The sequence below is a fragment of the Halomonas gemina genome (genome assembly GCF_023554995.1).
In the GTDB taxonomy this organism is placed as follows: domain Bacteria; phylum Pseudomonadota; class Gammaproteobacteria; order Pseudomonadales; family Halomonadaceae; genus Halomonas; species Halomonas gemina.
Map to the genome: position 1 here is coordinate 45,485 of NZ_JAMJPK010000005.1, position 12,336 is coordinate 57,820.

Consider the following 12,336-nt stretch of genomic DNA (forward strand, 5'->3'; position numbering starts at 1 on the left):
CGCCAAGATGGCAATGACCGACAACCAGAAGACCTTCGCCCATGACGATGCCAGCGTCGTGGTGGTGATCGGGTCCGGCGCGGGGGGCGGCACCCTGGCCAACGAGTTGGCCCAGCAGGGCATCGACGTGGTGGTGCTGGAGGCTGGTGCCCTGCACACCACCGCCGACTTCCTGGCCGACGAGTGGGCCTCCTTCGCCCAGCTCGCCTGGCTCGATACCCGCACCACCTCGGGCAGCTTTCGCCTGGCCAGGGACTTTCCCAACCTGCCGGCCTGGATCGTCAAGTCGGTGGGCGGCACCACCGTGCACTGGGCCGGGGCGAGCCTGCGCATCCAGCCCCACGAATTCGCGGCGCTGACGAATTACGGCGAGATCGAGGGCGCCAACCTGCTCGACTGGCCGCTCACCTATGACGACCTGGCCCCCTACTACGACCGCGCCGAGCGGCGCATGGGGGTGACCCGCACCAACGACAACAAGGGGTTGCCCGGCAACAACAACTTCAAGGTGATGTACGCCGGCGCGAAGAACCTCGGCTATTCGTGCAACACCGGCCATATGGCCATCAACAGCGCGCCACGCGACGGGCGCGCCGCCTGTCAGCAGCGCGGCTTCTGCTTCCAGGGCTGCACGACCGGCGCCAAGTGGTCGACCCTCTACACCGAGCTGCCCGAGGGCATCGCCACCGGCCATCTGGAGCTGCGCCCGGAGTCCCACGTGGCGCGCATCGAGCACGATGACAGCGGCAGGGTCACGGCGGTGGTTTACTTCGATGCCGAGGGCAACGAGCAGCGCCAGCAGGCGCGCCTGGTGGCGGTGGCCGGCAACTCCCTGGAGACGCCGCGCCTGCTGCTCAACTCCGCCAGCACGATGTTCCCGGAGGGGCTTGCCAACGGCTCGGGCCAGGTGGGACGCAACTACATGCGCCACATGACCGGCTCGGTCTACGCCACCTTCGAGGAGCCCGTGCACATGTACCGCGGCACCACCATGGCCGGCATCGTCTCCGACGAAGCGCGCCATGACCCCGAGCGGGGCTTCGTCGGCGGCTACGAGATGGAGACCCTGTCGCTGGGCCTGCCCTTCATGGCGGCCTTCCTCGACCCCGGTGCCTGGGGGCCGCGCTTCACCGGCGCGCTCGACCAGTACGAGAACATGGCCGGCATGTGGCTGGTGGGCGAGGACCTGCCCCAGGCGAGCAACCGCGTGACCCTCAACCCCGACGTCACCGACCGCTACGGGCTGCCGGTGGCCAACGTCCACTACGACGACCACCCCAACGACATCGCCATGCGCGAGCACGGCTACCGTCAGGGCGCCGAGCTCTACCGCTCGGTGGGAGCCAAGGACATCTACGAGGTGCCGCCTTACCCCTCGACGCATAACCTGGGCACCTGCCGGATGAGCGAGCGCCCCGAGGATGGCGTCTGCAATGGCTATGGCCAGGCCCACGAGATCCCCAACCTGTTCATCTCGGACGGCAGTCAGTTCACCACCTCCGCGGCGGAGAACCCGACCCTGACCATCGTCTCGCTGGCCATCCGCCAGGCCGAACACATCGGCCAGCTGATGCAGCGCGGCGAGGTCTGACGAAGCAGCATGACGCGCCCGGCCTCGGCCGGGCGCGCTCCTCATTCATTCACGTCATCGATCAAGGAGTTGCGACATGAGCTTTGCAGGTGAGCAGTATCCCGGCGTCCAGGCGCCACCCCCCGAGGCCGATGGCTTTCGCCTCAACCACACCATGCTGCGCATCAAGGATCCCGAGGCCGCGCTGGGCTTCTATACCCGGGTGTTCGGCATGCGGGTGCTGCGCCGGCTCGACTTCGAGGCGATGCAGTTCTCGCTCTACTTCCTGGCGCGCCCGGAAGCCGGCGAGAGCGTCCCGGAGGAGACCGGCGAGCGCACCGTCTGGACCTTCAGCCAGCGCGGTGTGCTGGAACTGACCCATAACTGGGGGACCGAGAGCCGTGAGGGACGGATCTATCACGACGGCAATGCCGAGCCCCAGGGGTTCGGCCACATCTGCTTCTCGGTGCCGGACCTGGAGGCGGCCGAGGCCTGGTTCGACGCCAACGAGGTGGAGTTCGTCAAGCGCTCGGACCAGGGTAAGATGAAGGATGTGGTCTTCGTCAAGGACGTCGACGGCTACTGGATCGAGGTCGTCCAGGCCGACCGGCTCTCCGCCCTGGGCGACTGAGCCCCGGCCTAGCCGGTGGCGTCGTCTCCGCGTGCCGCCCGCTCCTGGGGCAGCAGGGCGGCATGGATCATGGCGTTGATCGGGGTGGGGACACCGGCCTCGCGTCCCAGCCGCACCACGGCACCGTTCTGGGCCTCCAGTTCGGAGGGACGGCCCGCCATGATGTCGCGCTGCATGGAGGCGGTGCTCTCGGCCGGCAGCGCGTCGATGAAGGTCATGGCCCGCGTCACCGCGTCCTCCGGCAGCGCTACCCCTCGGGCCCGGGCCACCGTCTCGATCTCGGCGAGCAGGCGCTCGGTCAGCGAGCGGGTCTCGGGTAGCGTGCGGGTCACCCCGATGGGCGCCCGGGTGACGGCCCCGATGCCGCTCATCGCGCAGATGAACAGGAACTTGCTCCATACCGCGGCCTGGATGTCGTCGGGCATCTCGGCACTGACGCCCGGGGCGCGCTCCAGGGCGTCGCGCAGTCGTCGGGCGCCGTCATCCTGACCGGGGTGCCGGGTGCCCAGGCGCACGAAGGGCGATACGCCCGCATGGCGAATGCGGCCCGGGGCCTCGCGCCAGGCGAGGATGCCGCAAAGCCCGTCGAGCACCGGTGCCTCGCCGAGTACCCCGGCCAGGACGTCCGCCGCCTCGACGCCATTCTCCAGCGGCAGTACCAGGGTCCGGGGGCCGACCATCGGCCTGATCGCCTCGGCGGCCGCGCGGACCTGCCAGGCCTTCACCGCCACGATCACCGCATCCACGATTCCCACCTCGGCCGGGTCGTCGGTGGCCCTGGCCGGGTCGAGGGTCACGTCGCCCTCAATGCTCGACACCGCCAGGCCGCTTCGACGGATGGCCGCCAGGTGCTCGCCCCTGGCGATGAAGGTGACTTCCTCGCCGCCCTGTGCCAGGCGGGCGCCGAAGTAGCCCCCCACGCCGCCGCTGCCCATGATCGCGACCTTCATTCTCTCTCTCCGTTCCTGTCGGTGATGGCTCTGCCGAGCATACCGCCATGGGCGCGCCGCGGCGATGGGCGAACTGGAGCTGCGGGGCCGGTCGGTGTCGGCTTCCGGCCTTGTTCATGGCACAGGACCTTGACGGCAACCTCGACATCGACTGCAGGATGCGACGGCATCGGGACGATCACGCTCGAGTCGTGGCTCGTCAAGAGGGTGTGATACCTTTTTGCGATGTCGGGAGAGGACACATATGGCCAAGGATTCATCCCCCAACGCTGCCGCAAATGACGTCTCTCTACGGGACAAGGTCGAGTTCCTCTCGAGTTCTCGGGCTTACCCCGAGTTCGAGGGTGAGGTCGATGTCAGGGAGACCCACATGGCCTGGGTCTTCCTGGCGGGGGAGCGTGTCTACAAGCTCAAGAAGCCCGTCGAGTACAAGCACCGCGACTGCCACTTCCTGCGCGACCGCGAGTTTCTCTGTCATGAGGAGGTGCGCCTCAACCGCCGCCTGGCACCGGAGGTCTACCTTGGTGTGTCGTCGTTGAGGCTGACTTCCGAAGGCACCCTGGAGATCGATGGGGAGGGAGAGGTGGTCGACTGGCTCGTCGTGATGACGCGACTGCCCGAGCACCTCCTGCTGGATGTGGCGCTGGCAAAGGGCACCGTCACCAGGGCACGGATCACCCGCGTCGCCGAACGGCTCGCGGACTTCTATCAGGGACTCGAACCTGTCGAGATCTCGGTGAAGGAGTACCTGGCCCACTTCGCGCATGAACACGACAGGAATCGGGAGGTCATCGGTGATACGCGTTTCTCGCTGCCGAGCGACGAGGTGGCAGCAGTGCTGGGCCGGCTCGAGCGCCTGCTAAAGGAGGAGCCCGACCTGCTGGGGGATCGTGTGCGCCAGGGGCGAGTCGTCGAGGGGCATGGTGACCTGCGCCCCGAGCACGTCTGCCTGACCGACCCCCCGGTTGTCATCGACTGCCTCGAGTTCAGCCAGCCCCTGCGGCGGGTGGACCCTTTCGACGAGCTGAGCTTCCTTGGGCTCGAGTGCGACCGGCTGGGTGCCGCCTGGGTCGGCAAGCAGCTGGTCAACGAGTGTGCCCGGATGCTCGGCGAGCGGCCATGCAGGCGGTTGCTGGCCTTCTACACGGCCTATCGCGCCTGTCTCAGGGCGCGCCTGACCCTCGCCCACCTGCTCGAGCCGGATCCGCGCACCCCGGACAAGTGGGAGCCGCGGGCCAGGCAGTACCTGGCCATGGCGCGGCGGGCCTGTCGTGAGCTCGACTAGCAGAAAATCTGCATGGATCCCTGGCCACTCGGGACTAAACACCTAGGAGGGTGCTGCCGTTATGAAGGGCCCTCGAGCAGCTCGGTGAGCGAGCCATTCTCATGAGTCCGGCGGATCGCCTCGGCGAAGAGCGGGGCGGCACTGACTACCTCCAGGTGCTGGCGAGCCACTTCGGCATCGAGGCGGGTCGGCGGGACGGTGTCGGTAACCATGATCTTCGCCAGTTGCGGGTCGCTGATCACCCGGTTGGCATCGCCGACGAAGAGGCCGTGTGCCGCCAGGCCGTATACCCGCTGCGCGCCATGGTCCAGGCAGGCCTGGGCGGCGCGTAGCAGGGTCCCACCCGTACTGATCAGGTCATCCACGACCAGCACGGTGGCACCCTCGACCTCGCCGGCCAGCAGGGTGCCGCTGACCTTGCCCTCGCTGCGGCGCTTCTCCATGTAGGCCGAGCCGATCTCGCGGCCCAGCATGGGTTCGAGCATTTCCCTGAAGCCCTGTGCCCGCTTCACGCCGCCCGGGTCGGGGGAGGCCACCACCACCGGCCCTTCGCCGCAGCGCTTGCGCATGTGATCGGCGAACAGGCGACGCGTATCGAGGGTATGGGCGGGGCAGCGAAAGGCGTTCTGGAAGGCCGCGGGATTATGGACATCGAGGCTCATGACAGCGTCGATGCCCATGGCCTCCAGCAGCATGGCTAGATAGCGTGAGGTGAGGGGGTCACGTGACTTGGTCCGGCGGTCCTTGCGCGCATAGGCGATATAGGGAATCACCGCAGTAACACGCCGGGCTCCCGCGTCGCGGACGCTGCCCAGGAAGAACAGCAGCCGACAGAGCCGCTCGTTGACCCCCTGTTCCGGGTCGCCGTTGAGGCTTTGCAGGACGAAGACATCCTCGCCACGCACGCTTTCCAGCGGTCGCGCCTTGTGCTCGCCGTCCTCGAAGTCGCGTTCCTCGTGTTCGGCGAGGGGGATGCCAAGCGCCTGCGCCACCTTCTCGCCGAAGGGCCGGCTGGCATTGAGTGAGAAGAGTTTCATGTCATGCAGCATAGACGCTGGGTCCCGCGTCTGACGACCAGAAAGTCATTCGGGGGTCAGGAGTCGGAAGTCGCCAGGCAGGATGGCAGGCTCTCGCGCAGCGAACGGGGCAGGATGTCCAGGTCGCGGAAGCCGCCGATGTCCGCGTCGGCGACGTTGTCCGCCTGCATCAGGATCACCTGATCGCGCGTCAGCGGCGGACCAGGCAGCCAGGCGGCCAGGGCCGCCAGTAGCCGCCAGGCGAGGAAGGGGATCGGCACCAGCGGTCGCTCGCGCTGCAGATGGGCGAGCAGCGTCGCGAGGATCTCGCGGTAGCTCAGCACCTCGGGGCCGCCGAACTCGAAGAGGCGCCGCTCGGTGGCGGGGTGGCCGGTGAGCCGGGCGATGGCCCGCGCCACGTCCACCACGTGTACCGGCTGCAGCCGGGTCGTGCCGCGGCCGAACAGCGGGATCAGCGGCAGCCGGGTCAGGCCCTCCAGGCCGGTGAGGAAGGCGTCCCCGGGGCCGAACAGCACGCTGGGTCGCACGATGATCGCCTTGGGCATGGCCTCCAGCACCGCGTCCTCCCCTCGGGCGCGGGCCCGCACGTAGGCCGAGGCCGAGTCGTGGCGGGCGCCGATCCCCGAGACCAGCACCAGCCGCTCGATGCCGGCCGCCCGGGCCCGGCCGGCCAGCCGCCCGGCGCCCGCGACATGGATGGCCTCGAAGCTGGCATCGCGGGTCTCGACATAGAGGCTGACGGCGTTGATCACGGCGCTGGCGCCCGCGAGTGCCGCATCGATGCTCGCCTCGTCGCGGAGGTCGGCGGTGGCGAGTTCCACCGGATCCCCGTCCTCCAGCCAGGCGGGCAGGGCCGGGTGGCGGGCGGCGATGCGCACGGCGCGGCCGGCCTCGACCAGCTCGCGGACGATGGCGTCGCCGAGAAAGCCGGTGCCACCGAAGACCGTGACCGGACCCTCGCGCATCATCGCCCTCCAGCGTGGTCGCTCAACGGTAGCCGGCCATCAGCTCGCGCACCAGTGGCGTGTCGGCATCGCGATGGGTGGGCAGCTCGAAGCGTGCCCGGGCGATGGCGGTGCGTGACAGCTCGGCGGTGATCAGCATCTCGCGCTCCTCGGCCTCGGCGAGCAGCTCGCCGCGCGGGCCGAGGATGCGTGAGCCGCCCCAGAAGTGGCTCTGGCCCTCGGGGCCGAAGCGGTTGGCCATGATCACCGGCGTGCCGTAGGTCATGGCGTAGAAGCGCACGTTCAGGGCCCAGTTCTGCTCGTTGGAGAAGTCGTCGCTGACGATGCCCGAGGCCGAGTTGATCGGCGCGCAGAGCACCGTGGGACGGCGCAGCAGGGCGGCGTGGACCAGTGCGGGGTTCCACAGGTCGGCGCAGATCAGCTGGGTGGCCGACCAGCCGGGGCGTACCGGGGTCTGGGTGAGCTCGCTGCCGTGGGTGAACCACTTGCCCTCCTCGAGACCGCCGTAGGTGGGCAGGTTCAGCTTGCGGTGTACCGCGGCGATCTCGCCGTCCTGGAGGATGGCCAGCGCGTTGTAGTACTCGCCGGGACTCGCTTCCTCGACGAAGCCCACCACCGTCTGCATCTCGCGGCAGGCCAGTGCCAGCTCACGCAGGCGCGGGTCCTCCAGCGGCATCGCCACCTGCATTACCCGGCTACCCAGCCCATAGCCGGTGAGCGAGAGCTCGGGGAAGACCAGCAGCTCGACGCCCTGCTCGCAGGCGTCCTGGATAATGTCGAGATGCTGCGCCAGGTTGGCATCCACCTCGCTGAGGGTGGCGTTGATCTGGGCGGCGCCGACCCGGAGTCTGTCCTGATAGTGCATGATCGGGGCTCTTGGTGGAGGGGTGGGAAGGGTATCAGTCCTTGGGTCGGACCTTTTTCGCGGAGCGGGCCATCGCCCGCTTGACTAGCCGGAACAGCAGCCAGTGCAGCACCGCCAGCACGACCAGGGCGCCGCCCATCATCAGCAAGAAGGAATTCGTCATCGGGGGCGGTCTCCAGTGAGTTTGCGTCATGCTAGCGAGGGGGCGGCCGGTCGTCGACCAACCAGGTACCGTTCTTAGCCATGCCGGTAGGCGAGGACAGGCCGGCTGCTAAGAGCACAAGAAGGCCGCCCGTGGGCGGCCTCGATGCGTGTGCCGGCAATGCCTGGCCGTTATAGCAGGTCGTTGCTTTCGAGGAAAGACTGGGCTACGTCCTCAACACTTTCTTTCTCGACATCGACTTTAGCATTGAGTCTAGCCATGGTCTCGTCATCGAGCAGTGCCGACAGCGCGTTCATCTGATCGGCGAGGGTGGGGTTGGCTTCCAGTGTCTCCTGACGCACCACCGGAGTCAGCGCGTAGTCAGGAAAGAACTGCCGGTCATCTTCAAGCACCGTCAAGTCTAATGCCGGAATTCGACCATTGGTCGCAGTAGTCATGGCTACGTCGACTTCACCCTGGTCAAGTGCCGGGAGCGTGAGTCCCTGGTCCATACGCTTGACATTGCGTCTGCCGAACTCGAAACCATAGGTTTCCTGCATCGGGCGCAGTCCATCATCACGGGAATAGAATGTGGCGTTCGAGGCGAGCACCAATTCATTGCCTGAATTGATAGTTTCGGCAAGGTCAGAAATGGAGGTGATGCCGAGCTCTTTCGCATGATCCTCGCGCATAGCCAGCGCGTAGGTATTGTTGGCCTCGGAGGGTTCCAGCCACACCAAGCCTTTCTCTGCATCAAGTTCTTTGACGCGCTGATAGGCCTCTTCTGGTGTCAGCTTCTCGGTCACTTTGTTGTAGCTGATCAGCGAGGTTCCGGTGTATTCCCAATAGAGATCTACCTGCCCGGTTTCCTGAGCCTGACGAAGCACAGAGGTTCCCATTCCGGAACGCTCATCGACATCATGGCCTTTGGCTTCAAGATACTGGACCGTCATGTCGGCGAGGAGCAACTGTTCGGTGAAGTTCTTTCCGCCAACGGTAATTGTCTCTGCATGGGCGATTGAAGATGTAGCTGCCAACAAGGCGGCGATTAGAGCGGTCTTCAAAGTATGTTGCATAGAATCAAATTAGCTCCTGACAGAAATTGCCCCCCCCTTTCGGGGTGGGGCTTTGAAGTGTCCTGGCCTGATTAAAGCAGCTCGTTGTTCTCGAGGAAGGTGCGGGCCACATCTTCGATGTTCTCGCGCTCCACGTCGACCCGCGCGTTGAGTTCGGCCATGGTTTCGTCGTCGAGCAGCGCCGACAGCTCGTTCATCTGTTCGGCAAGCTCTGGGCTCTCTTCGAGGGTCTCCTGGCGTACGACCGGTGTCAGGGCGTAGGCCGGGAAGTAGTTCTGGTCGTCTTCCAGCACGTGAAAGTTGAAGGCCGGGATACGCCCGTCGGTGGCAAAGACCAGGCCCACTTCGACGTCGCCGTCGCGCAGGGCGGGGTAGACCAGGCCGGAGTCCATGCGCCTGACGTCGCCGCGGTCGACCTGGAAGTCATAGGCTTCCTGGAGTGGGCGCCAGCCGTCTTCGCGGGCATAGAACTCCGCGTTCAGGGCGAAGGTCAGGTCCTCGCCGTCATTGACCGCCTGGGCCAGGTCGGAAAGGGTGGCGATGCCGCGCTCTTCGGCGTCCTCCTCGCGCATGGCCAGGGCGTAGGTATTGTTGGCGTCGGAAGGCTCCAGCCACACCAGGCCCTTCTCGGCGTCGAGCTCCTTGACCCGTGCGTAGGTGTCTTCGGGCGACAGGCGTTCGGTGACGTCGTTGTAGTTGATCAACGAGGTGCCGGTGTACTCCCAGTAGAGGTCGATCTGGCCGTTTTCCTGAGCCTGACGCAGCACGGCGGAGCCCATGCCGGAGCGGTTCTCCACATCGTAGCCAAGCCCCTCAAGGTATTGGGTGGTCATGTTGGAGAGGATCTGCTGCTCGGTGAAGTTCTTGCCGCCAACGGTAATCTCGGCGGCACCGGCGGTGGTCATGGCACCGGCCAGGGCCAGGCTGGACAGGGTAGTCATCAAGCGTTTCATGAGTGCTTCTCCTTGTGGTGTAACAATAATGTGGCACGGTTCGAACGATCAGGCGCGCGACGGGTTGACCCCGCGTGGCACCACCAGGAACGCGACGGTGGCGATCAGGGCATCGACGACGATCGCCAGCAGCGCGGTGGGAATGGCGCCGGACAGCATCATCACCGGGTCGTACAGGTCGATGCCGGTGAAGATCAGTTCACCCAAGCCCCCGGCGCCGATCAGGAAGGCCAGCGGCACGGTGCCCACGTTGATGGTCAGGGCGGTGCGCATGCCGGCGAAGATCACGTAGAGGGCATTGGGCAGCTCCACCCGCATCAGGCGCTGGGTCGACGACATGCCGATGCCGGCGGCGGCCTCCATCAGCGCGGGGTCCACGCCCTTGAGTCCGGCATAGGTGTTGCGGGTGATGGGCAGCAGGGTGGCGACGAACAGCCCGAAGACCGCCGGTACCGCGCCGATGCCCAGGAAACTCATGGAGAGGGCCAGCACCGCCAGCGTGGGGATGGTGGTGCCGACGTTGAGCACCTGCATCAGCGATTCCGCCCAGCGTGCCATGCTGGGGCGCGACAGCACGATGCCCAGCGGGATGGCCACCAGGATCGCCAAGCTGCCGGAGATCGCCGTCAGCCACAGGTGCTGGATGGCCAGGTACTGCACATCGGGCAGGTACCACAGGAAGTCTTCGATGACCCCGCTCGATTGGCTCCATACCCCGGCGAAGAAGATCGCCACCAGCAGGAGTGCGCGCAGGGCCCCGTTCAGGCTCTGGATCGGCATCGGCTCACTCCTTGACGGCGCTGTCGGGTTTCCGGGGGGCGGCCTCGCGGGCGCGGAAGCGCGACCCCAGGTGGTGCGTCATGGCGCGCTGGGTGATCTGGCCGCAGACCCGTCCCTGATCATCCACGCAGGGCAGCCAGGTGGCGTCCTGTGAAAACATCAGCGAGGCGACCTTGCGCAGGTCGTCATCCAGGGTCACGGTCCCCGGCACGCTCTCGAAGTGGTCGCGGCAGTAGCCCTTGGTGGTGCGCGCCTTGGCCCGGGTGATCAGGCCCACCGGCTGGCGCCGGTCGTTCACCATCAGGATGGCGTTCTGGTAGCCGTAATCCTCGATGCGGGCCAGCGCCGTCTCCAGGGTGTCGCCGGGCGAAACGGTGGCGATCTCGTCGGAGACCACCTCCTGGACCTTGACCAGGTTGAGGCGCTTGAGCGCGCGGTCCTCGCCCAGGAAGGATTCGACGAAGGCGTTCTTCGGCGCGGCCAGCAGGTCGTCGGGCGAGGAGTGCTGCACCAGCTTGCCCTCGCGGAATATCGCCACCCGATCGCCCATCTTGATCGCCTCGTCGATGTCGTGGCTGACGAACATGATGGTCTTGTTGAGTTCCTGCTGCATCTTGAGGAACTCGTCCTGGATCACCGCCCGGTTGATGGGGTCGATGGCCCCGAAGGGCTCGTCCATCAGCATCACCGGGGGGTCGGCGGCGAGCGCGCGGGCCACCCCGATGCGCTGCTGTTGGCCGCCGGAGAGCTCACTGGGGAAGCGCTTGAGGAAGGCGTCGGGCTCCATGGAGATCATCGCCATCATCTCCCGGGCCCGCGCCTTGTACTTGGCCTTGTCCCAGCCCAGCAGCTTGGGCACGATCGTGATGTTCTCCTCGATGGTCATGTTGGGGAACAGGCCGATCTGCTGGATCACATAGCCGATATTGCGGCGCAGATCCTGGGTATTCATGTCGGTGGTGTCCTCCCCGCTGATGAACACCTTGCCGGAGGTCGGCGTCACGATGCGGTTGATCATCTTCAGGGTGGTGGTCTTGCCGCAGCCCGAGGGGCCGAGCAGGATGCAGATCTCGCCGCTGGGCACCTCCAGGCTGATGTGGTCGGCGGCGACCACGGCGCCCTCGGGTGTGTCGAAGACCTTGGTCAGGTTATCGAGTTGGATCATTCGGGTGTCCTTGTCGTCTCGGTCGTCAGAGGCTCGCGATCAGGCGGTGGAGGCGTCGAGCTCCATGCCGCGGGGCGTCAGGCGCTTCTGCACGAAGAGCAGGGTGTAGTCGACGATGATCGCCAGCAGGCTCACCGCCACGGCGCCGACGATCAGCTGGCGGGGGTCGGACTGCGAGATGCCGCGGCTGATGAAGGTGCCCAGGCCCCCGGCGCCGATGTAGGCGGCGATCGCCATCACCCCGATGTTGAGCACCACGGCGATGCGCACGCCGGCCATGATCACCGGCACCGCCAGCGGAATCTCCACGAAGCGCAGGCGCTGGTTGGGGCTCATGCCGATCCCCCGGGCCGCTTCGCGCAGCGCCGGGTCGACGTTGTTGATGGCGGTGTAGGTGTTGCGGATGATCGGCAGCTGGGAGTAGAGCAGCACGGCGATCACCGCGGGCAGGTAGCCGATGCCCTGGCCGATGAGCGAGAGCACCGGGATCATGATGCCAAACAGCGCAATCGACGGAATGGTGACGATGATCGAGGCGGCGTAGAGCACGCTCTTGGCGGCACGCTCGTTCTTGGTGATGGCGATACCGATCGGCACACCGGTCAGGGTGGCGATGCCGACGGCCACGCCAACCAGAGAGATGTGCTCCAGGGTGCGCGTGACCAACAGGTCGATGTTGTCCAGTGCGTACTGAATCAGTTCCAAGTCGTTTCTCCTTGCGAGCCCTGTCCCTTGGCAAGCATAGCCGTCGAATAACGACCCTGCGGTGCCCGGGTTTTATGATGTCGCGGGAAGGGGCGAGGGGCGACGAATCGCCCCATGCGAGACGCCACAGCTTAGCAGAGCGACCTATCTATTTGTTTTTCTGAGAATGAGGATGCGCAATGGTAAGAATTGGTACTGCTGATGCCTCCCAG

13 protein-coding genes are annotated in these 12,336 nt (G+C 66.2%); 3 read left to right on the top strand and 10 right to left on the bottom strand.

Going from position 1 to position 12,336, the window contains the following annotated elements:
• Positions 1-7 precede the first annotated feature (7 nt).
• Together M8009_RS11695 and gloA are read left to right on the top strand one after the other, a co-directional pair.
• Positions 8-1,591, top strand: a complete 1,584-nt coding sequence (locus tag M8009_RS11695; RefSeq protein WP_250061285.1) for a GMC family oxidoreductase — start codon at positions 8-10, stop codon at positions 1,589-1,591.
• A gap of 76 nt (positions 1,592-1,667) precedes the next feature.
• A complete protein-coding gene (gloA, locus tag M8009_RS11700; protein ID WP_250061287.1) occupies positions 1,668-2,201 on the top strand; it encodes a lactoylglutathione lyase in 534 nt (177 codons plus the stop codon).
• A gap of 8 nt (positions 2,202-2,209) precedes the next feature.
• Here gloA and M8009_RS11705 read toward each other — a convergent pair whose 3' ends face one another.
• A complete protein-coding gene (locus M8009_RS11705; protein ID WP_250061289.1) occupies positions 2,210-3,151 on the bottom strand; it encodes a 2-dehydropantoate 2-reductase in 942 nt (313 codons plus the stop codon).
• A gap of 244 nt (positions 3,152-3,395) precedes the next feature.
• Here M8009_RS11705 and M8009_RS11710 point away from each other — a divergent pair, with 244 nt between their 5' ends.
• Complete coding sequence (locus tag M8009_RS11710) at positions 3,396-4,436, top strand: phosphotransferase (protein ID WP_250061291.1); 1,041 nt, start codon at positions 3,396-3,398, stop codon at positions 4,434-4,436.
• A gap of 59 nt (positions 4,437-4,495) precedes the next feature.
• On the opposite strand, the gene M8009_RS11715 is transcribed toward M8009_RS11710, so the two are convergent.
• The 9 genes from M8009_RS11715 to M8009_RS11750 all read right to left on the bottom strand — a co-directional run bounded on the left by M8009_RS11715 (position 4,496) and on the right by M8009_RS11750 (position 12,124).
• A complete protein-coding gene (locus M8009_RS11715; protein WP_250061293.1) occupies positions 4,496-5,473 on the bottom strand; it encodes a ribose-phosphate diphosphokinase in 978 nt (325 codons plus the stop codon).
• Positions 5,474-5,529: 56 nt separating this feature from the next.
• Positions 5,530-6,438 (bottom strand): complex I NDUFA9 subunit family protein, encoded by a 909-nt coding sequence (locus M8009_RS11720; protein ID WP_250061295.1) that lies wholly within the window; start codon positions 6,436-6,438, stop codon positions 5,530-5,532.
• Between the two features lie 22 nt (positions 6,439-6,460).
• A complete protein-coding gene (locus M8009_RS11725; protein WP_250061297.1) occupies positions 6,461-7,303 on the bottom strand; it encodes a nitrilase-related carbon-nitrogen hydrolase in 843 nt (280 codons plus the stop codon).
• A 34-nt stretch (positions 7,304-7,337) separates the two neighbouring features.
• Positions 7,338-7,466, bottom strand: coding sequence for a hypothetical protein (locus M8009_RS19105; RefSeq protein ID WP_284047809.1), 129 nt, complete (start codon positions 7,464-7,466; stop codon positions 7,338-7,340).
• 170 nt (positions 7,467-7,636) lie between these two features.
• The gene (locus tag M8009_RS11730; protein WP_250061299.1) at positions 7,637-8,521 is read right to left on the bottom strand and encodes a glycine betaine ABC transporter substrate-binding protein; all 885 of its coding nucleotides are present in this window, start codon (positions 8,519-8,521) and stop codon (positions 7,637-7,639) included.
• A 71-nt stretch (positions 8,522-8,592) separates the two neighbouring features.
• On the bottom strand, positions 8,593-9,474 hold the full coding sequence (locus M8009_RS11735; protein ID WP_250061300.1) for a glycine betaine ABC transporter substrate-binding protein: 882 nt from the start codon (positions 9,472-9,474) through the stop codon (positions 8,593-8,595).
• Between the two features lie 48 nt (positions 9,475-9,522).
• Positions 9,523-10,254 carry an ABC transporter permease gene (locus M8009_RS11740; RefSeq protein WP_250061303.1) on the bottom strand — a complete coding sequence of 244 codons (732 nt, stop codon included), beginning with the start codon at positions 10,252-10,254 and terminating at the stop codon, positions 9,523-9,525.
• Between the two features lie 4 nt (positions 10,255-10,258).
• Positions 10,259-11,419 (bottom strand): ABC transporter ATP-binding protein, encoded by a 1,161-nt coding sequence (locus tag M8009_RS11745; RefSeq protein WP_250061305.1) that lies wholly within the window; start codon positions 11,417-11,419, stop codon positions 10,259-10,261.
• Between the two features lie 39 nt (positions 11,420-11,458).
• Complete coding sequence (locus M8009_RS11750; protein ID WP_250061308.1) at positions 11,459-12,124, bottom strand: ABC transporter permease; 666 nt, start codon at positions 12,122-12,124, stop codon at positions 11,459-11,461.
• Positions 12,125-12,336 lie beyond the last annotated feature (212 nt).